The following is a 21075-nucleotide window of genomic DNA, read 5'->3' on the forward strand; positions in this document are numbered from 1 at the left end:
ACCAACACGCCCGGAGCCCCTCATGCCCCTCGTCCCCACGCTCGACCTCCTGCACGGAGCGGTCGCCGCGCACACTGGCGTCGCCGCCTTCAATGTCATCCACCTGGAGACCGCGGAAGCACTGGTGGCGGCCGCCGAGGAGACCCGCCGCCCCGTCATCCTGCAGATCTCGCAGAACTGCGCCGACTACCACGGCGGCCTCGACCCGATCGCGCGGGGCACGCTCGCCCTCGCCGCGGACTCGTCCGCCCATGTCGCCGTCCACCTCGACCACGCGGAGGACGCCGAACTGACGCGGCAGGCCGTCGACCTCGGTTTCGGCTCCGTCATGTTCGACGGGTCGAAGCTCCCGTACGACGACAACGTCGCCGCCACCGTGCGCGTCGTCGAGTACGCGCACGCCAACGAGGTCTCGGTGGAGGCCGAGCTCGGCGAGATCGGCGGCAAGGACGGTGCGCACGCCCCCGGCGTCCGCACCGACCCCGTGGAAGCCCGCCGGTTCGTGACCGAGACGGGCGTCGACGCGCTGGCCGTCGCGGTCGGCAGCTCGCACGCGATGACCGAACGGACCGCCCAGCTCGACCTCGACCTCATCGGCTCGCTCCGACACGCCGTGCACGTTCCGCTGGTCCTGCACGGCTCCAGCGGGGTCGCGGATGAGACGATCGAGGCGGCGATCCGCTCCGGCATCACCAAGGTCAACGTCTCCACCCACCTGAACCGCTTCTTCACCGACGCGATCCGCGCCTACCTGCGCGCGAATCCGGAGGTCGTGGACTCCCGGCGGTACGTGCGGGCGGGGCGTGCGGCCGTGGCGGCGGAGGCGGCGCGCCTGATGACCCTGTTCGACGTCGCCGCCGGCGCGGCGAGCGGAACGGAGACTGCACAGCGATGAACAGAGCGGAACGGCTCAACGCCGTCCTCGACCTCCTGGCCGAGTCGGGCCAGGTGGAGGTCGAGGACATCGTGGCGAAGCTCGACGTGTCGGCGGCGACCGCGCGGCGCGACCTGGACGCCCTGGCGTCGCAGCAGCTGCTGACGCGCACCCGGGGCGGCGCGGTCGGCCAGTCGGTCGCCTACGACCTCCCGATCCGCTACAAGCGCGAGCAGCACGCGCCCGAGAAGCTGCGGATCGCGCAGGCGGCGAGCGCGCTCGTGCCGCGCGGGGCGGTCGTGGGACTGTGCGGCGGAACGACGAGCACTGCGGTGGCGACGGTGCTCGGGTCGCGGCCCGACCTCATGGAGCCGTCGCCGCATCCCAACCTCACCGTGGTCACCAACGCCATCAACATCGCGGCCCAGCTCGTGATGCGCCCGCAGATCAAGACCGTCGTCACGGGCGGCGTCGTGCACGCGCGCTCGTACGAGCTGGTCGGCCCGTACAGCGACGTCGTGCTGGAGAAGATCACGATGGACATCGCTTTCATCGGCGTCAACGGGATCGACCCGCTGGTCGGCGCGACGGTGCACGACGAGGGCGAGGCCAGCGTCAACTCGCTGATGGCCCGCCGGGCGACCAGGGCCGTCGTCGTCGCGGACTCCAGCAAGATCGGCCGCAAGGCCTTCGCGACCCTCGGCGGCCCGAAGCTGCTCACCACGCTCATCACCGACGACGGCATCACGGCCGAGCAGCGGGCGGCGTTCGTGGAGGCCGGCTTCGAGGTCATCGTCGCGTGAGCCGGCACGCGGTCTCGTAGTGTGGTGAGGATGTCCGCGCACGTAATCCACTCCGCCCGCCTCGTCAGTGAGGGCCGCACGACCCGCGACGCCTGGGTGCTGTTCGACGGCGAGCGCGTCGCTGCGACCGGCGTCGGGGACGACTGGGTCGCCGCGGTCGCGGGCGATCCCTCCGCCGTCGTCACGGACGCCCACGGCGGCTGGCTGACCCCCGGCTTCATCGACCTGCACGGCCATGGCGGCGGCGGAGCGGCGTTCGACGACGGAGTGGACGCGATCCGCACGGCGATGGCCCTGCACCAGCGCCACGGCACGACGCGCTTCGTGGTCTCGCTGGTGACGGCGACGGTCCCCGAGCTGGCCGAGCGTGTGCGCGGCGTGGCCGCGCTGGCGGTGGACGACCCGCGCGTCCTCGGCTCGCACCTGGAGGGACCGTTTCTGGACGTCGCTCACAAGGGCGCGCACGACCCTGCGCTGCTGCGCTCGGCGACGCCCGCCGACATCGCGCTGCTGATCGAGGCCGCAGGCGGCACCCTGCGCCAGGTCACCCTCGCGCCCGAGCTGCCCGGCGGCATGGACGCGGTGCGCGCCTTCGCCGCGGCGGGCGTCGCGGTCGCGGTCGGCCACACCGGCGCGGACTACGACCAGACCCGCGCCGCCTTCGACGCCGGCGCCACGATCCTGACGCATGCCTTCAACGGCATGGACGGCATCCACCACCGCGCGCCCGGCCCCGTCGCCGCCGCGACGCGCACAGCGGGGGTGACCGTGGAGGTCATCAATGACGGCATCCACGTGCACCCCGAGGTGGTCCGGATGGCGTTCGCCTCCGCTCCGGGCCGCGTCGCCCTGATAACCGACGCGATGGCGGCGGCCGGCGAGGCCGACGGCGACTACCTGCTCGGCACCCTCCGCGTGGAGGTGCGCGACGGCGTCGCCCGCCTGACCGAGGGCGGCTCGATCGCCGGCTCCACGCTGACCCAGGACGACGCGCTGCGCCGCGCGGTGCGCGAGGTCGGCGTGCCCGTCGAGGAGGCCGTCCGCGCGCTCACGGAGACGCCCGCCGCCACCATCGGACGCGGCGCTGACCTGGGGCGCCTCGCGCCGGGGTACGCGGCGGACGCCGTGCTGCTGGACGACGGCTTCCGAGTGCTGCAGGTGTGGACAGCGGGGAGCGCCGGTTCCGCGTGAGGACGGGGAACGGCTCACCCGCGGGGCCGCTACCCTGGACGGATGGACTCCGCCCCCGCGACCGTCACCTCCAACCACTGGGTGCTGACCTTCAGCTGCGCCGACCGTCCCGGCATCGTCCACGCCGTCTCCGGCGCGATCGTGGCCGCCCGCGGCAACATCACCGAGAGCCAGCAGTTCGCGAGCACGGACACCGGGCGCTTCTTCATGCGCCTGCAGGTGGAGTCCGCGGCCGACCGCGCCGAGTTCGAGCGCGCCCTCGCGCCGGTGGTGGAGCGGTTCGGGATGACGCACCGCGTCGACAACGTCGGCCGCCCGCTGCGCACGCTCGTGCTGGTGTCCACCGCGGCGCACTGCCTCAACGACCTGCTGTTCCGCCAGCGCGCCGGCCAGCTCCCTGTCGAGATCCCGCTCGTGCTGTCCAACCACGCCGCGCTCGGCGACCTCGCCGGCTTCTACGGCGTCCCGTTCGAGTCGCAGCAGGTGAGCGACCCCGAGTCGAAGGCCGTGTTCGAGGCGCGCGTCCTGGAGGCCGTCGAGGAGCACGACATCGAGCTGGTCGTGCTCGCGCGCTACATGCAGATCCTCTCCCCCGCGCTGTGCGAGAAGCTGGCCGGCCGGGCGATCAACATCCACCACTCGTTCCTGCCCGGCTTCAAGGGCGCCAACCCCTACCGCCAGGCCCACGCCCGCGGCGTCAAGCTGATCGGCGCGACCGCGCACTTCGTCACCAGCGACCTGGACGAGGGCCCGATCATCGAGCAGAACGTCGTGCGCGTCGACCACACCCGCAGCGTCCAGGAGCTGGTCGCGATCGGCCAGGACGAGGAGTCGCGCACCCTCACGCAGGCGGTCAAGTGGTTCGCGGAGGACCGCGTGCTGCTCGACGGGGCGCGGACCATCATCTTCCGCTGAGCGGGATCGGCCGGCGCTCAGCCACGGTCGACCCGGATCGGTAGACTGAGCCGGTGACCTCCACGCACGACCAGCAGACCCCGATCAAGGTCGGGCCCAACGACATCCTCCGCTTCGTGCTGGAGCTGTTCGCCATCGTCTCGCTGGGCATCTGGGGCTTCGCCGCGTGGCCGCTGCCGTGGAACTTCGTCGTCGGCATCGGAGCTCCGGTGCTCGCGATCCTGCTGTGGGCGCTGTTCCGCTCCCCGAAGGCCGTGCTCCACGTCGACGCGTTCGTGAAGGCGCTCGTGGAGATCGTCGTGATGGGCTGCGCCGCCTTCGCCTGGTGGAGTCTGGGGCAGCCGATCGTCGCGCTGGTGTTCGCGGTCGTGGCGACCGTGAGCGGCGTGATCAACGGGCGGCGCGAGTTCGCATGACCGGCGTCGTCGTCCATGACGCCCGCAAAGTGGATGCGAGCGGACGGGTCGACGAGTTCTGGCTGGTCGCCGACGGCGACACGATCGTCGCGACCGGCTCCGGCACAGGCTGGCACGAGGCCGCCCGCGTCCCCGGCCGCGAAGTGATCGACGCCGGAGGTCACTGGCTGACCCCCGGATTCATCGACCTGCACTGCCACGGCGGTGGCGGGCACCCGTACGACGACGGCCCGGAGGAGATGCTCGCGGCCCTCGCGACGCACCGCGCCCACGGCACCACGCGCGCGCTCGTCTCCCACGTCGCCAATCCGCTGGCCTCCCTGCGCGAGAGCCTCGGCGTCGTGGCCGACCTGACCAGAGTCGATCCGATGGTGCTCGGCTCGCACCTGGAGGGGCCGTTCCTGGCCCGCGAGCGGCGCGGCGCGCACGACGACGCCTTCCTGCGCGATCCCGGCCCCGAGATGGTGGAGGAGCTGATCGGCGCCGCCCGTGGCACCCTCCGGACCGCGACCATCGCGCCGGAGCTGCCCAACGCCCTGGAGGCGATCGGCGTGCTCATCGAGGCCGGCGTCGTCGTCGGCATCGGCCACACCGCGGCCGACTACGAGCAGGCGCAGCGGGCGTTCGAGGTCGGCGCGCGGCTGCTGGTGCACGCGTTCAACGCCATGAACGGCATCCACCACCGCGCTCCCGGCCCGGTCATGGCGGCGATCGAGAACCCGGAGGTGACGCTCGAGCTCATCCTCGACGGCCTCCACGTCCACCCGTCGGTGGCGGGTCTGCTGTTCCGCGAGGCGCCGGGTCGCGTCGCGCTAGTCACCGACGCGATGGCCGCGGCCGGCGCCACGGACGGCGACTACCGCCTGGGCGGCCTGAACGTCAGCGTCCGCGACGGCCTGGCCGTGCTCTCCGGCACCACCACGATCGCGGGATCGACCCTCACCCAGGACGCCGCCCTCCGTAACGCGATCACCCGCGTCGGACTGGACCCGGTGACCGCGGTCGCCGCGCTGACGGCCACGCCGGCGAAAGCGCTCGGCGAATCCCGCCTCGGCCGCCTGCACGCCGGCTATGCCGCCGACGCGGTCCTCCTCGACCACGACTGGCACGTCCAGCGCGTCCTGGCCGCAGGCCGACTCCTCTAACCCACCCCCACACCCCGCCCACATTCGCGGGCAACGGAGGAGATACTGCCGGGTCGGACCGGGATCTCCTCCGTTAGCACCCCTCCCGGCACCCGCCGCCACCGATCTCCTCCGTTACCGACACCGTCGCGAACGGAGGAGATCAGGGCCGCGGTACGACCGAAAAGCAGCGAACGGAGGAGATCCGGGGCCGTGTGGGCGGGATGTCCTCCGTTCGCGACGAGGGGGCGCGGGGGGCGGGTTACAGCTTCTGCCAGGCGGGCTTGTGGTCGTAGGCGTAGCGGTAGTAGTCGATGTTGCGCAGCCGGGAGGCGGCGGCCTCGTCGACGAGCACGGTGACGTGCGGGTGGAGCTGGATGGCCGAGCCGGGGTTGGAGGCCGAAACCGGGCCCTCCACCGCACCGGCCAGCGCCTCCGCCTTGCCCTCGCCGAAGGCCAGCAGCAGCAGGTGCCGCGCCCGCAGGATGGTCGAGAGTCCCTGCGTGATGCAGTGCATGGGCACGTCGTCCTCGCTGGCGAAGAACCGGGCGTTGTCGCGCCGGGTCTGCTCGGTCAGCGTCTTCACGCGCGTGACCGACGCGAACGACGACCCCGGCTCGTTGAAGCCGATGTGACCGTCCGTGCCGATGCCGAGGAGCTGCACATCCACGCCGCCGGACTCCGCGATCGCCTTCTCGTAGTCGGCCCCTGCGTGCTCGATCGTCGCGAAGGCGCCGTTCGGGACGTGGATGAGTGCGGGGGTGAGGCCGAGCGGCTCCACGACCTCGCGGGTGATGACCGACCGGTACGACTCGGGGTGACCCGCGGGGAGGCCGACGTACTCGTCCAGCGCGTAGCCGCGCACGTGCGAGACGTCGGTTCCGGCCTCCGCGACCCGGCGGGCCAGCGCCCGGTACACCGGCAGCGGGGTGGACCCGGTCGCGAGCCCCAGCACCGCGTCCGGCTTGGCGGCGATCAGCGCCTGGATCGACTCTGCAGCGAGCTCGCCCGCCGCGTCCTTGTCCGCCACCACCACGACTTCAGCCATCTGCTCCTCCAACGAGCGCCGCACCCAGCGCGGCAACGGGTGTTCCTTCGGGAACGAGGCGCACCCGCCGGGACAGCGCGAGCGACGCGAGGAACGGGGACGTCTCCGCCCATCCGTCGAGCACCTCGTGGACGTCGCAGAGCAGCCGGTCCCCGAGATGGCTGAGGCCGCCACCGATCACCACGGTGTCGACGTCGACGGTCAGCACGAGGACCCGCACCGCTGCGGCGATGCCCTCAGCAAGCCTAGCGGCGATCGCCCTCGCCTCGCGGTCGCCGACCGCCGCCGCCGCGAACAGAGCGCGGGCAGGGAGTGGGTCGTCCGTGCGCCACTGCCGGGCGATGCCGGAACCGCTCGCGACGGTCTCCAGGCAGCCGCGCTGACCGCAGGCGCAGAGCGCGCCGGCCGGGTCGACAGGGAGGTGCCCGATCTCGCCCGCGACGCCGGACGCGCCGCGCCAGAGCCGGCCGTCCACGACGATGCCGGCGGCCATCCCGGTGCCGAGGTTGAGGTACGCCATCGTCCCGCCGAGACCGAGCACGTGGAAGGCCCCTAGCGCGGCCGCCTTCACGTCGTTCTCGACGCGCACGCCGACGCCCAGCCGTCCGGCCAGCTCGCCGCCGAGGGCGAGACGCTCGACACCCAGGTTGACCGCGTGCGCGACGTGCCCGGAGGCGCTGTCCACCATCCCAGGGATGCCGATGCCGATGGAGGTGAACCCGCCGGCCGACAGCCCGGTGAGCTCGCCGATCCGGGCGACCGCGGTGACGGCGGTCTCCACCACCGCCGCGTGACCGAACCCGGTCGCCAGGCGGACTCGCTGCGTGAGCCCGCCCAGCTCGTCGACGGCGACGGCGTCGGTCTTGGTGCCTCCGATGTCGATGCCGAGCCTCACGGGGTGAGCCCCTGTTCCCCGTCGAGCAGCTCGATCAGCGTGCGCCCGACGAGCCGGGAGGCGCCGAAGGTCGCGATGTCCGCATAGCGGCGGTCGTCGCTCGGCCAGCCCATGTCCACCACGAGCACATCCCGCTCGGCGCGCAGCCGGTCGATCGCCGCGCGGGCGAAGGCGTGCCGGTGGTTGTCCTTGCCGACCACGAGCACCGGGGACTGCGCCGCAAGCACGAGGTCGGGATGGTCGCCTTCGGTGAACACCACCAGCGGGTTGGCCGCGAAGGCCGACGTCTCGTCCGCCTCGGCCGCGACCTCCGCGAACGGACCCCACGGCGCCTCGCCGATCGCGATGTTCGCGACCGTGTCGACCCGGACGACCGAGTACCGGCCATGGTGCGCCCGCAGCCAGGAGGCCGCGCGCTCGGAGATGTCGAACGCCTCCACGGCGCGACGCACATCGGCGGGATCGATGAACCCGGCCCGGGCGCGCGAAGCGCTCTCGTGCGCGGCGCCGTCCGCCCGCACCGCCTCGGCGAGCGCGAGCACGCGCCCGGCGGCCTCCTCGATCCGGGTCGCGGCGACGCGTCCCTCCACAACCGCGGCGACAACTGCGTCCTCGATCTCCGCGAGCTGCGCGTCGGTGTTCTCAGTGCCGATGCAGAGCAGGTCGCAGCCCGCCGCGAGCGCCAGCACCGCGGCCTCCGGGATGCCGCGCTCCCCGCTCGCGCCGTGCATGTCGAGCGCGTCGGTGACGACGACGCCGCCGAAGCCCAGCTCGCCGCGGAGGAGGCCCTCCACGATGGTGCGGCTGAAGGTCGCCGGCAGGTCGGGGTCGATCCGCGGCAGCAGGATGTGGGAGGTCATCACCGTGCGCGCGCCCGCGTCGATGACGGCGCGGAACGGCTCCAGCTCGCGCTCGCGCAGCTCCTCCAGGGTCAGCTCGACGACCGGCAGCTCCAGGTGCGAGTCGGCAGCCGTATCTCCGTGGCCCGGGAAGTGCTTGGCGCACACCGCGACGCCGGCGGACTGGAGGCCGCGCGTCCAGGCGGCGCCCTGCTCGGCGACCACTGCGGGCAGCGAGCCGAAGCTGCGCACCCCGATCACCGGGTTGTCCGCGTTGGAGTTGATGTCGACGTCCGGCGCGAAGTCGAGGTTCACACCGGCGGCGTGGAGCTCCTCCCCCACCCGGCGCGCGATGCCTTCGGTGTACGCGTCGTCGCCGAGCCGGCCGAGGACGGCGTTGCCGGGGAACGGCGAGCCCGTCTCGTAGTACAGCCGGGTGACGTCGCCGCCCTCCTCGTCGATGGCGACGATGGCGTCCGGATTGGCCGCGTAGATCGCGTCCGTGAGCTCGCGCAGCTGCGCCACGGACTCCACGTTCTGGCCGAACACGCACACCCCGCCGAGGCCGTTCCGCAGGCGCTCCTCCAGCCACGCGGGCAGCGTGGTCCCCAGGAAACCGGGGAGGAGGGTCGCTGCGATGCTGCGGCGGAGGGCGGTGTCGGTCGGGGACGGCTGGGTGACCGACATCCCGCTCACCCCTTGACCGCCCCGCTGACCAGCCCGCTGGTCATGCGGCCCTGGACGATGAGGAAGAAGATGATGACCGGCACCGCCACGAGGGTGGAGGCCGCCATCACCTGACCCCAGTCGGTCGCCCGCGAGGCGGACTGCTGGATGAACCCCCGCAGCCACAGCGGCAGCGTCTGGCTGCTGTTGTCCTGCAGGATGACCAGCGCCACGGTGAACTCGTTCCAGGCCTGCAGGAAGGCGTAGACGCCCGAGGCCACGAGACCAGGAGCGAGCAGCGGGAACGTGATGCGCAGGAAGGCCTGTGTGCGGCTCAGCCCGTCCACCATCGCGGCTTCTTCGAGGTCGGCCGGGATGCCCGCGACGAAGCCGCGCAGCATCCAGATCGTGAACGGCACGACGGCCGCGATGTAGATGATGCTGACGCCGACCACGGTGTTCAGGAGGCCGAGCGAGCCCATCAGCTTGTACTGCGCGATGAACAGGCCCTCGGCCGGCAGCATCTGGATGAGCAGCACGGCCAGCACGAACGACGTGCGCCCGCGGAACTTGAACCGGCTGATGGCGAGTGCCGCGAGGAACGCGAAGGCCAGGCAGAACACGACGGTGACCAGCGCGATGACCACGCTCATCCCGAGCGCGGGGAAGAACGTCCCGCCGTTGACGACGGCCGTGAAGTTGTCGAACGAGCCGCCGAAGGGCAGCCAGGTCGGGGTGGAGCTCTGCAGCACGACGTTCGGCAGCAGGGACGAGTTGAGCATCCAGTAGACCGGGAAGACCCAGATCAGCCCGAGCACCACGGCGAGGACACCGAGGAGGATGCGGCCGGGGCGGACCTTCTGCTTCAGCTTGCGGTCGCCGGCGACGGTGGTCATGACTGGTCCTCCTTGAGCAGGTGGCGGACGTAGAACCAGCTCAGGGCGATGGTCAGGATGAGCACGAACACCGAGACGGCGCTGGCCATCGCGAAGTCGCTCGACCCGACGCCGAGCTGGTAGATGTAAGTGCCGAGCAGGTTGGTCTCGCTCGCGATGGAGCCCTTGTCCTGCAGCAGCTTGATCTGGGTGAACACCCGCAGGTCCCAGATGATCTGCAGCAGCAGCACGATGCCGAGCACCGGGCGGATCAGCGGCAGGATGATGTACCGCAGCCGCTGGGGGCCTTTGGCGCCGTCCATCTGGGCGGCCTCCAGCACCTCCGTGGAGACCTGGGTGAGCCCGGCGTAGACCGAGAACGCCACGAACGGGACGCTCATCCAGGTGACGATGATGCCGGCGACGAAGAAGAACGAGAGCGGGTTCTGCAGCCAGTTGTGGTTCTGGAAGTCCAGGCCCCACGAGGTCAGGACGTTGTTGATCACGCCGCGGCGCCAGTCGAACAGCCAGTTCCAGACTGTCATGGCGGCGACGACGGGCATTGCCCAGGCGAGTAGGAGCGTGATCTGGAGGAAGATCCGCGGGAAGCGCGAGATGCCCGACATCAGGAGGGCCAGGCCGACGCCGATCACGACGGTCACGGCAGCGGTGGTCAGGCAGAAGACGATGGAGCGGCCGACCACGGTCCACATGTACGGGTCGGAGAACAGCGTGACGTAGTTGTCGAACCAGACGAACGGCGCGGGCTGACCGAACTGCTGGGCGAGCCCGAAGTGCTGCATCGAGGTGATGAGCTGCCAGACGATCGGGTAACCGAGCGCGAGCAGCAGGATGAGGATGGCCGGCAGCAGCAGGGCGTAGGGCGTGAGCCGGCCTCGGCGCTTGCGCGGCGCGGACGGAGCGGGTGCGGTCGCGGTCGGCGCGGAGGTGACGGGTTCGCGGGTCGTTGTCACGGCGGTCCTCCTTCCGGGTGGTGGTGGGAAAAGCGTGTGTCTAGGAAAAGTCTGGGGGCAGGAGCAAGGGCGCGGAAGGGTGGTGCTTCTTCCGCGCCCTCGCCTGCGGGTGATGCTAGGTGGTGCCGATCAGCCGTTCTTCACGTTGAGGAGAGCGTTGATCTTGGTGTCGTACTGCTGGGCGAGGCCCTTCAGGTCGGACGAGTCGCGGATCTTGGAGAAGAACTCCTCCATCACGTTGGCCGCCTCGACCGAAGCCCAGCCCGGCGCGGCCGGGGTCAGCTTCGAGTTGGAGGCCGACTCGATGAGCGCCTTCGCGAACTGGTCGTTGCCGAGCGAGGACATGTAGTCCGAGTTCGCCGGGCCGAGGCCGTTCTTGCCGAGCATCTCCTGGTACTGCTTGCTGAAGATGATCTTCAGCAGCGTCTTGGACAGGCCCGGGTTCTTGGACTTGGCCGAGATGCCGATGTTGGAGCCGCCGGCGAAGACCGGAGCCGGCTTGCCGTCGTTGCCCGGCAGCACGTAGGTGCCGAAGGTGTTGTCGTTCCAGGTGCGGACGGCCTTGCCGTTCTGGGTGGACAGGTCGCCGATCGACCAGTGCGCCCAGCCCGGAGCCATGATGGTGGCGGCGGCCAGCGAGGTGTCACCGGTCTTGTTGCCGTTGGCGTCCACCGTCTGGTCGGTGTCGTTCAGGTAGATGTACTGGTTCGAGTCCTTGGCGTCGTTCGGCGCCTTGGACGCGTTCTTGTAGATGTCCTGCAGCTGCTGGAGGCCCTTCAGCGAGTTCGCCGAGTCGAGCGTGGCGACCCACTTGGAGCCTTCCTTCTTGGCGATGTCACCGCCGTTCGCGAAGATCCAGGAGATGCCGTCGCGCCAGTCCTGGCCGCCGAGGAAGAAGCCGGAGAAGTTGGAGATCCCCTTCGGGTTCTTCGCCGTGATGTCGGCGACCGTGCTGTTGAACTGGTCGAGCGTGGTCGGAACCGAGGCGCCGGCCGCGTTGTAGACGTCCTTGCGGTAGAACATGTAGCGCGAGCCGAAGTAGTACGGCAGCGTGTAGTTCTTGCCGTCCACCTTGCCGGCCTCGACGAAGGACGGGAGCAGCTTGCTCCCGCCGAGCTCCTGGTACATGTCGGAGATGTCGAGGAAGGCGCCGACGTTGGTGAAGGTCGGGGACTGGGTGTTGCCCATCTCCGTCACGTCCGGCGTGTTGTTCGCGTCCGGCAGCGAGGTGGTGAGCTTGGTGACGATGTCTCCCCAGTCCTGCTGCTCGATCTTGAGCGTCGCCCCGGTCTCCTTGTTGAACTCGGTCTTCAGGTAGTTGCGCAGCGCGTCCGGGGTGTCGGAGCCGACGAGCCACAGGGTGACCGTCTTGCCCTTCCCATCGGTGCTCGGAGCCTGGGCTCCGCCAGAGGCGCATCCGGCGAGCACGAGAGCGGAAGCCGTAGCCACAGCGGCGAGGCCGACGAGCTTTCTCTTCATTGCTGTTCCCTTCATTCGTTCGGGCTTTCTTGAGTGGGTCAGTGTGTGCGGTCGCATCACACCGTCGGTGCAGGGGTCGTGGAGTGCACGGTGCTGTGTTACGAGACCCCGAGTTGTCCGGAGAGGACGAGTACGGCCGCGCCGCGCAGGACGATGTCCTGCCCCTGCGTGGTCATCCGGACCGCGAGGTCGGCGTGGTTCTCCGCCATCGTCCGGTTCCGGAGCGTGTGGATGGTCGCCTCGGCGAGGGGGCCATCGAGCAGATCGGTCGGGCCGCTCAGCACGAGCTCCGACAGGTTGAGGGCGCCGACGACGGGCGCCAGGGAGATGCCGAGCCGCTGGCCGGCCTCCCGGAGGACCGGGGTGGCATCGCGGCCCGCGGCCTCGGCCTCCCGGATGCCGCGCCGGAGCTGCGGCACGCTGAGCCAGTGCTCGAGCACCTGCTCGCGGGTGTAGGTCGCGTCCAGCCCGAGGTCGGTGCCGACCATGACCTGGCCGATCTCGCCGGCGGCGAAGTGGCTGCCGTAGACGAGCGTCCCGGCGATGATGAGGCCGGCGCCGATGCCGTGGCCGACGCGGATGAGCATCATGTCGCCCGTCGCGCCCCCGTAGCTGTGCTCGGCGAGCACGGCCGCGTTGGCGTCGTTCGCGACGACGACGGGGAGGCCGGTCAGCGAGTGGAGGTCGTCCTGCAGCCGCACGTCGGTCCAGCCGAGGTTGGGTGCGGTAAGGATGGTGCCGGACAGGTCGACGACACCGGGTGAGCCGACGCCGATCCCCAGGATCGGAGCGGTGGCGGAGCCGACGAGCCGCAGCACGAGAGCGCGGACCTTGGCGACCGCGGCCTCGCCGGTGGCGGGTTCCCCGTCACCGTCTTCGAGCGGCACCTCCGCCGTGGCGAGCAGCTCGCCGTCGAGGTCCATGACCGCGCCGCGGAAGCGGTCGTGGTCGCTGAGGTCGACGCCGATGATCTGGTGAGCCGTGCGGTTGATGTCCAGGAGGACCGCGGGCTTGCCCGGGCGGGCGGACTCCCGCTGCCCGAGCTCCACCACGAGGCCTTCGGCCAGCAGCTCGGCGACGAGGTCGGAGACGGTGACGCGGGTCAGGCCGGTGTCCCTGGCGAGGTCCGCCCGGCTACGCTGCCCGGAGCGGTAGAGCGTCTGGAGCACGAGCGAGCGGTTGTGGCTGCGGGCGTGCTCCGGGAGGACCTTGGAGCGCGGACGGAGCGCCCTGCCGGGGCCGAGGCCTCCAGCGCTTCCGAGCACATCCGTCGTGGTCATGTTTGTTAGTAAAGCTTACGAACAAAAGAAATGCAAGCTCCGACTTCAACTCGTTACACTCCGAGCGTGAACACCCCTTCCCCCGCTCCCGCCCGCACTCCCTTCGCCCTGACCGGCTCCCGCGCCCTGGTGACCGCCGCCAGCCGCGGCCTCGGCCGGGAGATCGCCCTCGAGCTGGCCGGCCAGGGCGCCGACGTCATCCTCGGCGTGCGCGTCCCCGACGGCTCGGCGGAGCTGGTGTCGGAGCTCGCGGACTTCGGCGTGACGGCGCGGGCGATCTGGATGGACGTGCTCGACCTAGCGGGCTGTCGCGCTGCCATCGACGAGGTGACCGCCGAGCTCGGACCGATCGACATCCTCGTGAACAATGCGGGCGGCGGGATCAACGCGCCCGCTCTCGACGTGACGGAGGACGACTTCGCGCGGGTCTGGCAGCTCAACACCCGGTCCACGTTCTTCCTCGCGCAGCACGTCGCGAAAAGCATGCGGGCGAACGGCGGCGGCGCGATCGTGAACGTGGCGTCGCAGGCCGGGCTGGTAGCCCTCCCCCTGGAGTCGTCCTACTGCACGGCGAAGGCCGCGGTGGTCCACCTCACCCGCTGCCTCGCCGTCGAGTGGGGCGGGTACGGCATCCGGGTGAACGCTGTTGCCCCGACCTTCATCGAGACGGACGGAACGGCGGACGCGCTCTCCGACGACGGGTTCCGCGCCGACACGATCGAGCGCATCGCTGCGCTGCACCGGATCGGGGTGCCGCGGGAGGTGTCGGGCGCGGTGGCGTTCCTGGCGTCGCCCGCCGCCTCCCTCATCACCGGCCAGACCCTCGCCATCGACGGCGGCTGGACCGCCCGCTGAGCACCATCGCCGTTAAACATTCGTGCCGAATGTCGCCTCCGGCACCGCCAGAGTCGACATTCGGCACGAATGACGGGCGAAGGCTTACGCCATGCGCGTCTTCAGGTTCTCGCTGATCGCGTCGAGGAACTCCTCGGTGGTCAGGTACTTCTGCTCCGGGCCGACCAGGAGGGCGAGGTCCTTGGTCATCTTGCCCTGCTCGACCGTCTTCACCACGACGTCCTCGAGGGTGTGGGTGAAGTCGATCAGGTCCTGGTTGCCGTCGAGCTTGCCGCGGTGCGCGAGGCCGCGCGTCCAGGCGAAGATCGAGGCGATCGGGTTGGTGGAGGTCGGCTTGCCCTGCTGGTACTGGCGGTAGTGGCGGGTCACCGTGCCGTGCGCGGCCTCCGCCTCGACGACCGAGCCGTCCGGGGTGGTGAGCACGGAGGTCATCAGGCCGAGCGAGCCGAAGCCCTGCGCGACGGTGTCGGACTGCACGTCGCCGTCGTAGTTCTTGCACGCCCAGACGTAACCGCCCTCCCACTTGAGGCTGGAGGCGACCATGTCGTCGATCAGGCGGTGCTCGTAGGTGAGGCCGGCCGCGTCGAACTTCTCCTTGTACTCGGTGTCGAAGACTTCCTGGAAGAGGTCCTTGAACCGGCCGTCGTAGGCCTTGAGGATCGTGTTCTTGGTCGACAGGTAGACCGGGTACTGGCGGTCCAGGCCGTAGTTGAACGAGGCGCGGGCGAAGTCGCGGATGGACGCGTCCTGGTTGTACATGCCCATCGCGACGCCGGCTCCCGGAGCCTGGTAGATCTCGAACGACTTGGCCTCGCCGCCGTCGGCGGGCTGGAAGCTCATGGTCAGCGTGCCGGGACCGTCGAAGGTGAAGTCGGTGGCGCGGTACTGGTCGCCGAAGGCGTGACGGCCGATGACGATCGGCTTGTTCCAGCCCGGGACCAGCCGCGGGATGTTGGAGATGATGATCGGCTCGCGGAAGACCACGCCGCCGAGGATGTTGCGGATGGTGCCGTTCGGGCTCCGCCACATCTTCTTGAGGCCGAACTCCTCGACGCGGGCCTCGTCCGGGGTGATGGTGGCGCACTTGACGCCGACGCCGTGCTTCTGGATGGCGTGCGCCGCGTCGATCGTGATCTGGTCGTCGGTCTCGTCGCGCTTCTGGATGCCGAGGTCGTAGTACTCGAGGTTCACATCGAGGTACGGGTGGATGAGGGAGTCCTTGATCGCCTTCCAGATGATCCGCGTCATCTCGTCGCCGTCGAGTTCGACGACCGTTCCTTCAACCTTGATCTTGTCCACTGGTTCTCCTGAGGTCTGTGCCGTTTTTCAGCCGGAGACAGCTTACCCGAGTCAGGCAACTATCTTGACATCGAGACAGTTTTGTCAGCGTCCCGCCAGCCGCACCCCGCCGACTATGCGCGGGTCGCCTCGCACGTTACCCTTTCGTTATGGCTGAGTTGAGACTGGAAGAGTTGAGCGCGAGGACCGTCGTCGCGGCGAACGCGCTGTCGCTGAAGCCCGGCCAGGAGCAGTTCATCGCTCCCGTGTCGTACTCGGCCGCCGCCGCGGTCGCCGACCCCTCCACCTCGTGGCAGCGGGTCGTGCTCGACGGCGAGGACGTCGTGGGCTTCATCATGGGTGACTTCAACCCCTACGCCGAGCACGACGAGTTCAAGGCCATCCTCTGGCGCATCAATGTGGACGCCGACGACCAGGGCCGCGGCATCGGCACGTTCGCAGTCAAGGCCCTCGCGGCCGAGGCGCGCGACCGTGGCGTCACACGGCTCTACGTGATCTGGGAGTCCGGCGAGCTCGGCCCGGAGCAGTTCTTCCTGCGCACCGGCTTCGCGCCGGTCGGAGAGACGCAGTACGGCGAGACCATCGGTGCCCTCGACCTCTGAGCCGGCGTCCGGCGACCTCGCCGGCGACGATTTCGCCTCGCGCGTGCTCGCGGTCGTGGACAGCATCCCGCCCGGCCGGGTGATGACCTACGGGGACGTCGCCGCGGCGCTCGGATCGCGCGCCGCGCGGATGGTCGGGCAAGTCATGGCGTACTCCGGCGGCGACGTTCCGTGGTGGCGGGTCGTGCGGGCGAGCGGGCATCCCCCGGCGAACCACGAGCACATCGCGCTGGAGCACTACCGCGCAGAGGGGACGCCGCTGCTCGGCGGCGGCAGGTCGCCGTACCGGGTGGATCTGAGGGCCGCGCGGCACGACACACGCTGAGATCATCCTCCCGATCGATGCAAGCGCTCAGCTTCATGGTGTTGACTGGACGGGTCTGTCCATGTGAACTCGTCCAGGAGCGTCCGTGCCCCGTACCCGTCGACTCGGCCTCGCCGTCGCCGCCGTCCCCCTCGTCGCCGCCCTCTCCGGGTGCTCGGTCGTGGCGGCATTCACGCCGCACGTCGATCCCTCGATCTACGACACCGCCAAGGATTTCGACGCAGCGGACACGACGCGCATCGGTTCGCCCTCCTTCGTTCCGAGTGACGCGACCCTGATCCGGGTCGACTACGACACGCAGAGCGGCGAGTCGATCATGACCTTCACGTCCCCGACGCTGCTCAAGAAGGACGTCTGCAAGCTGACGACCGTCGCACCGCCCAAGCCGACCATCCAGGACAGCTGGTGGCCCATCTCCGGCATCCCCGCGAACGCGTCGTACTCCTGCCCGGGAGGCTGGAGCGCCTTCACCATCGCGGCGCAGGTGTACGCGGTCCGGCCCGCCTCCGCCAGCAAAGCCAAGTGACCGCCCGCTGACGGGTAACGGTCAGGGCCTGCTGCCCTCGGCCACCTGAGCAGGGAGCACGAGCTCCACGATCGTCCCGAGGCCGGCGACCGATCGCACCTCGACGTGCCCGCCGACGGTCTCCACCCGGTCGCGCAGCCCCTCCAGGCCGCCGCCCGGCTCGATGCGCGCTCCCCCGCGGCCGTCGTCCTTCACGGTCACGGTCACGGCGTCCCCGTCGTCGTCACGGGCGACGAGCACCGCGCAGCTGCGGGCGCCTGCGTGCTTGGCGGCGTTCGCCAGGCATTCGGAGACACAGTAGTAGATCGTCTCCTCGACCACCTCCGGCAGGCGTTCGGCCGGCTCGACGCGCACCTCGACCGGGATCATGCTGCGCTGGGCGAGCTCCTCCAGCGCCGAGCGCAGGTCGCCGTCGGTCAGCACGGTCGGGTGGATGCCCCGCGCGAGCTCGCGGAGCTCCCTGAGCGCGTCGGCGAGCTGCGCCGACGCCTTCTCCAGGTCGCCGACGAGCTCGGTCTCCCCGGCCGCGCCGGCTTTCGTCGCGGCGATGCGGAGGCCGATGGCCAGCGACACGAGCTGCTGCTGCGAGCCGTCGTGCAGGTCGCGCTCCAGCCGTCGCCTGGCGAGGTAGCCCTCCTCGACGATGCGCAGGCGCGACTCGCGCAGCTCCTGGATGGTCTGCTCGAGCCGGCCGCGCAGCCGGTCGTTGTCCACGGACAGCAGCAAGGCGGACGACACCGCGTCCAGCAGCCGGTCGTCCTGCCCGAGGGCGACGTCGTGCTCGATCAGGGCGATCGGGCCCTGATCGGAGTCGATCGCCATCGTCGACCGGCCGGGCCGCTCCGGCCTGTCGCCGTCCGGCATCGCGTCCCCGGCGCTCGTGCGGTACGAGCGACGGAGCTCGTCCCACCAGAACACCCGGAGCGAATGGTCGTGCAGGGTGCGCGCGAGGCTGGACTCCCAAAGCGCCCTGTCCACCTTGTCGCGCGCGACGATGACCAGGTCGGCCACGCGCGACCGCAGCCCGCGCGCGTAGAAGACGCCGCCGACGAAGGACGGCGGGATGAGCGCGATCGCGATCGGCGGGACGAACTGCAGCCAGCCGCTGTCCCAGCCGAGAGCGAAGCTCACCGAGTCCTGCACCGTGCCGTAGCACCACAGCAGCAGCGCGAGCGGCATCACGAACGACACCCGCCTGGCCGGGAGGGAGCTCGTGACCCAGCGCACCGCCAGCCTCCCCGCGACCGTCAGCAGCAGCACGACGCCGACGATGCGCCAGGCGACCCCGAGCCAGTAATCCGCGTCCGGGCTCGGCAGGATGGCGTACGGGTTCGCCACGCAGCCGCAGTCGGCCGGCGCCGGCGACGAGAACAGCAGGATGCCGAGGAACCGCACCAGGAACGCGCCACTCAGGGTGTACGCCACGACGCGGTCGAAGCGCGACACCAGGTGGCCGCCCGGATAGGTGAGCACCAGGATGCCGACCAGCACCGCCCACAGGTCGGTCACGCCCTCTACCAGCGGCCACAGCCAGCCGAGGTCGCGCGTGAGCGGGTACCAGGCGCCCGCCGCCCAGAAGAACGCGGCGCCCACCATCAGCCAGCCGGGCGCAGGGCTGCGGATCGCGCGCCAGGCGATGACGGCGCAGACGACGTAGTCCAGCGCGACTGCGACGAACACGATGGCCCAGCCGATGCCTTGCGGCCTCGGGCCGTAGTCGCCGGTCAGCGCGCTGATCACCTGCGCCAGCACGTTGACGGCGATCGTCACCGTGACGGCGGCGGCCCGCACCCAGAGGCGCCCGGCCCCCATGATCGCCTCAGACGTCCCGGCCGAGGAAGCGCAGCACTGCGAGCACGCGCCGGTGGCCTTCGGTGGTCTCCTCGATGTCGAGCTTGGCCATGATGTGGCCGATGTGCGACTCGACGGTGCGGAGGCTGAGGTGCAGCGCTGCGGCGATGCCCGCGTTGGAGAGGCCCTCCGCCATCAGCCGGAGCACGGCGACCTCCCGAGAGGACAGAGACTCGATCGCGGCCTCCGTCGAGCGCGCGGACACGAGCGCCTGCACGACCTCGGGGTCGACGACCGACCCTCCTGCCGCGACGGTGCGCACGGCGGTGACCAGCGCGTCGGCGTCCGCGACGCGGTCCTTCAGCAGGTAGCCGGTGCCGCTGCCCGCGCTCATGGCGCGGATCGCGTACCCGGCCGTCGTGTACATCGAGAGCAGGAGGACGCCGACCTGCGACCCGGACGCGCGCAGGGTCTCGAGCGCGCGCAGGCCCTCGTCGGTGTGCGTCGGCGGCATCTTGATGTCGAGCACCACGGCGTCGATGTCGTCGTCGTCCGCGAGCACGTCGAGCGCCTGCTCGGCGGTGTCCACCGACGCCACGACCTCCACGCCGCCCGCGCGCAGGATCTGCCCGATCCCCTCGCGGAGCAGCACAGCGTCATCGGCGACTGCCACCCGGAGCGGACGGGTACCCGAGTTGTCTCCCCCGACCACGCGCTTACCTTAGCAGGCTGCGAATCGCCTCACCGGTCAGTTCCGCCTTGGTGATGAAACCGTCCGCACCGCTGTCGGACACGCGCGTCCCGTAGTCGCGCAGCGACCGGCTCGAGGTGAGCACGACCACGGCCCCGGTCTCGTGCAGCGCGGTCACCAGGTCGAAGCCGTTGGCGTCGGGGAGGCCGACATCCATCAGCACAACGTCGGGGGCGAGGGTACGGCTGAGCGCGACCCCGCTGGCGCCGGTCTCGGCGTCTCCGACGACGGAGAAGCGCTCCAGCGTGAGGAGCTCGGCCGCCTGGGCCCGGAACCGTGGGTGGTCGTCGACGATCACAACACGGAGGCACATGCCTCGATTCTCTCCGGCGCCGCTGCGGGGTCGCATCCGTGCCAGCACGCATCGGCAAACGGGTGACCCCCCGGATGCGGGCCGTGGGCCGACAGCGGGAACATTTGAGTCAAGCTCAGCAAATCCGGGAGACCGCCGGCCGAGCAGAGAGACCCGAGGAGAAACGCGATGTCCGCCGCAACCCGAACCGCCTTCCCGAACGGCGCCGCCCGAACGGCAGCCGAGGCGATCGCGGCGGACCTCGACGACCTCCCGCTCGTCGTCCTCGACCTCGACCGCGCCCGCCGACAGTACGCCGCCCTCCGGGAGGCCTTCCCCTGGGTCGACGTGCTGTACGACGTCAGCGCGCTCGCACACCCACGACTGCTCGCGGCGCTCGCGGGCGCCGACGGGGGCTTCGCCGTGACCCACGACGAGGCGCTCCCCGCGCTGCTCGCCGCCGGCGTCGGCGGCCGGCGCATCCTGCACGCGACGCCCGTCGCCCACCCGCACGAGTCGCGCGCGGCGTACGATGCCGGCGTCCGGCACTTCGTGGTCGACGGATCGCGCGCCGTGGAGGGCTTCGCCGGGGCGCCTGACGACCTGCGCGTCCTCCTCCGGCTGCGGCCGGGACTCGCGCCGCGCCCCGCGCACCGTGCACTCGGCGGGATGACCCCGGAGGCGGCGGTGTCCGCAGCCTCGGCGGCACGCGGGCTCGGCGTCCGCATCGCCGGGCTCTCCCTCACCCTCCCGGAGGACGGCAGCCCGGCGGAGTACGTGGCCGAGATCGTCCGGTCGGTCGGCGTCGCGGCCGACATCGAGGCGGCCACCGGATTCCGGCTACGCATCCTCGACCTCGGCGACGGCTTCCCCGGCCGCGGCGGCGAGCGCCCCGCCGAGCGGGCGGAGCTCGCCCGCGCGATCCGCGGCATCGTCGCCCCTGCGACCTCCGGTGTGACGGTCACCGCCGCGGCCGGGCGCGCCGTCACGGCGGGGTGCGTAGCTGTGGTCACGGATGAGAGCCGCAGCGATGTCGACCTCGCGACCGCCGGCGAGCTGATCGACGCGGGAGCGGAGGTCGTGGTGCTCGACACCGACTCCTCCCCGCATCGCCTTCCGCTGCTCCGCCTCCCGCTCCTGCGCGGCGGCGGCTCCGAGCACCGGATCGTCCGACGAGCGCAACACGGCTGATCCGCACAGACCTGGCCGGCGACGGGCCGCCAACCCAACCCGTATCCAACCCCTTGGCCCGTCC

22 protein-coding genes are annotated in these 21075 nt (G+C 70.8%); 11 read left to right on the top strand and 11 right to left on the bottom strand.

The features are described from left to right. Positions 1 to 22: 22 nt before the first annotated feature. From ABH923_RS06395 to nagA (ABH923_RS06420), 6 genes are read left to right on the top strand one after another with little or no spacing between them, the layout of a single operon-like run. Positions 23 to 895: a ketose-bisphosphate aldolase gene (locus ABH923_RS06395; protein WP_370054517.1), complete on the top strand. Its 873-nt coding sequence runs from the start codon at positions 23 to 25 to the stop codon at positions 893 to 895. Then, a complete protein-coding gene (locus ABH923_RS06400) occupies positions 892 to 1677 on the top strand; it encodes a DeoR/GlpR family DNA-binding transcription regulator (protein WP_185276578.1) in 786 nt (261 codons plus the stop codon). The genes ABH923_RS06395 and ABH923_RS06400 overlap by 4 nt, the downstream gene beginning before the upstream one ends. A gap of 30 nt (positions 1678 to 1707) precedes the next feature. Further along, entirely contained in the window at positions 1708 to 2868 is a 1161-nt protein-coding gene (gene nagA, locus ABH923_RS06405) for an N-acetylglucosamine-6-phosphate deacetylase (RefSeq protein WP_370054518.1), read from the top strand. 42 nt (positions 2869 to 2910) lie between these two features. Next, positions 2911 to 3783, top strand: a complete 873-nt coding sequence (purU, locus tag ABH923_RS06410; protein ID WP_370054519.1) for a formyltetrahydrofolate deformylase — start codon at positions 2911 to 2913, stop codon at positions 3781 to 3783. A 53-nt stretch (positions 3784 to 3836) separates the two neighbouring features. Continuing rightward, complete coding sequence (locus ABH923_RS06415; RefSeq protein WP_370054520.1) at positions 3837 to 4199, top strand: YrdB family protein; 363 nt, start codon at positions 3837 to 3839, stop codon at positions 4197 to 4199. Continuing rightward, positions 4196 to 5344, top strand: coding sequence for an N-acetylglucosamine-6-phosphate deacetylase (gene nagA, locus ABH923_RS06420; RefSeq protein ID WP_370054521.1), 1149 nt, complete (start codon positions 4196 to 4198; stop codon positions 5342 to 5344). Before ABH923_RS06415 ends, nagA (ABH923_RS06420) begins: the two co-directional genes overlap by 4 nt. A 241-nt stretch (positions 5345 to 5585) precedes the next feature. On the opposite strand, the gene ABH923_RS06425 is transcribed toward nagA (ABH923_RS06420), so the two are convergent. The 7 genes from ABH923_RS06425 to ABH923_RS06455 all read right to left on the bottom strand — a co-directional run bounded on the left by ABH923_RS06425 (position 5586) and on the right by ABH923_RS06455 (position 13379). Then, positions 5586 to 6371, bottom strand: coding sequence for a glucosamine-6-phosphate deaminase (locus ABH923_RS06425; RefSeq protein WP_370054522.1), 786 nt, complete (start codon positions 6369 to 6371; stop codon positions 5586 to 5588). Further along, a complete protein-coding gene (locus ABH923_RS06430) occupies positions 6364 to 7266 on the bottom strand; it encodes an ROK family protein (RefSeq protein ID WP_370054523.1) in 903 nt (300 codons plus the stop codon). Before ABH923_RS06430 ends, ABH923_RS06425 begins: the two co-directional genes overlap by 8 nt. Beyond that, a complete protein-coding gene (gene nagZ / locus ABH923_RS06435; protein ID WP_370054524.1) occupies positions 7263 to 8792 on the bottom strand; it encodes a beta-N-acetylhexosaminidase in 1530 nt (509 codons plus the stop codon). Before nagZ ends, ABH923_RS06430 begins: the two co-directional genes overlap by 4 nt. 5 nt (positions 8793 to 8797) lie before the next feature. Next, on the bottom strand, positions 8798 to 9667 hold the full coding sequence (locus ABH923_RS06440) for a carbohydrate ABC transporter permease (protein ID WP_370054525.1): 870 nt from the start codon (positions 9665 to 9667) through the stop codon (positions 8798 to 8800). Continuing rightward, the gene (locus ABH923_RS06445; protein WP_370054526.1) at positions 9664 to 10620 is read right to left on the bottom strand and encodes a carbohydrate ABC transporter permease; all 957 of its coding nucleotides are present in this window, start codon (positions 10618 to 10620) and stop codon (positions 9664 to 9666) included. The genes ABH923_RS06440 and ABH923_RS06445 overlap by 4 nt, the downstream gene beginning before the upstream one ends. A 129-nt stretch (positions 10621 to 10749) precedes the next feature. Then, complete coding sequence (locus ABH923_RS06450) at positions 10750 to 12099, bottom strand: extracellular solute-binding protein (protein WP_370054527.1); 1350 nt, start codon at positions 12097 to 12099, stop codon at positions 10750 to 10752. Positions 12100 to 12197: 98 nt separating this feature from the next. Beyond that, a complete protein-coding gene (locus ABH923_RS06455) occupies positions 12198 to 13379 on the bottom strand; it encodes an ROK family protein (protein ID WP_370054528.1) in 1182 nt (393 codons plus the stop codon). A gap of 66 nt (positions 13380 to 13445) precedes the next feature. On the opposite strand from ABH923_RS06455, the gene ABH923_RS06460 reads away from it, so the two are divergent. Then, positions 13446 to 14234: an SDR family NAD(P)-dependent oxidoreductase gene (locus tag ABH923_RS06460; RefSeq protein ID WP_370054529.1), complete on the top strand. Its 789-nt coding sequence runs from the start codon at positions 13446 to 13448 to the stop codon at positions 14232 to 14234. Between the two features lie 84 nt (positions 14235 to 14318). Here ABH923_RS06460 and ABH923_RS06465 read toward each other — a convergent pair whose 3' ends face one another. Then, positions 14319 to 15533, bottom strand: coding sequence for an NADP-dependent isocitrate dehydrogenase (locus tag ABH923_RS06465; RefSeq protein ID WP_370054530.1), 1215 nt, complete (start codon positions 15531 to 15533; stop codon positions 14319 to 14321). A 149-nt stretch (positions 15534 to 15682) separates the two neighbouring features. On the opposite strand from ABH923_RS06465, the gene ABH923_RS06470 reads away from it, so the two are divergent. The 3 genes from ABH923_RS06470 to ABH923_RS06480 all read left to right on the top strand — a co-directional run bounded on the left by ABH923_RS06470 (position 15683) and on the right by ABH923_RS06480 (position 16986). Beyond that, positions 15683 to 16135 carry a GNAT family N-acetyltransferase gene (locus tag ABH923_RS06470; protein WP_370054531.1) on the top strand — a complete coding sequence of 151 codons (453 nt, stop codon included), beginning with the start codon at positions 15683 to 15685 and terminating at the stop codon, positions 16133 to 16135. Further along, positions 16119 to 16460 (top strand): MGMT family protein, encoded by a 342-nt coding sequence (locus ABH923_RS06475; protein ID WP_370054532.1) that lies wholly within the window; start codon positions 16119 to 16121, stop codon positions 16458 to 16460. Before ABH923_RS06470 ends, ABH923_RS06475 begins: the two co-directional genes overlap by 17 nt. A gap of 85 nt (positions 16461 to 16545) precedes the next feature. After that, the gene (locus ABH923_RS06480; RefSeq protein WP_370054533.1) at positions 16546 to 16986 is read left to right on the top strand and encodes a hypothetical protein; all 441 of its coding nucleotides are present in this window, start codon (positions 16546 to 16548) and stop codon (positions 16984 to 16986) included. A gap of 21 nt (positions 16987 to 17007) precedes the next feature. Here ABH923_RS06480 and ABH923_RS06485 read toward each other — a convergent pair whose 3' ends face one another. From ABH923_RS06485 to ABH923_RS06495, 3 genes are read right to left on the bottom strand one after another with little or no spacing between them, the layout of a single operon-like run. After that, positions 17008 to 18798 (bottom strand): sensor histidine kinase, encoded by a 1791-nt coding sequence (locus tag ABH923_RS06485; protein ID WP_370054534.1) that lies wholly within the window; start codon positions 18796 to 18798, stop codon positions 17008 to 17010. A 7-nt stretch (positions 18799 to 18805) separates the two neighbouring features. Continuing rightward, positions 18806 to 19489, bottom strand: coding sequence for a response regulator (locus tag ABH923_RS06490; RefSeq protein ID WP_370054535.1), 684 nt, complete (start codon positions 19487 to 19489; stop codon positions 18806 to 18808). A gap of 4 nt (positions 19490 to 19493) precedes the next feature. Beyond that, on the bottom strand, positions 19494 to 19841 hold the full coding sequence (locus ABH923_RS06495; RefSeq protein ID WP_370054536.1) for a response regulator transcription factor: 348 nt from the start codon (positions 19839 to 19841) through the stop codon (positions 19494 to 19496). A 168-nt stretch (positions 19842 to 20009) separates the two neighbouring features. Here ABH923_RS06495 and ABH923_RS06500 point away from each other — a divergent pair, with 168 nt between their 5' ends. Beyond that, complete coding sequence (locus tag ABH923_RS06500; protein WP_370054537.1) at positions 20010 to 21011, top strand: hypothetical protein; 1002 nt, start codon at positions 20010 to 20012, stop codon at positions 21009 to 21011. The last annotated feature ends 64 nt before the right edge of the window (positions 21012 to 21075 follow it).

Origin of the sequence: Leifsonia sp. EB41, from assembly GCF_041262565.1 — a bacterium.
Taxonomy (GTDB): Bacteria; Actinomycetota; Actinomycetes; order Actinomycetales; family Microbacteriaceae; genus Leifsonia.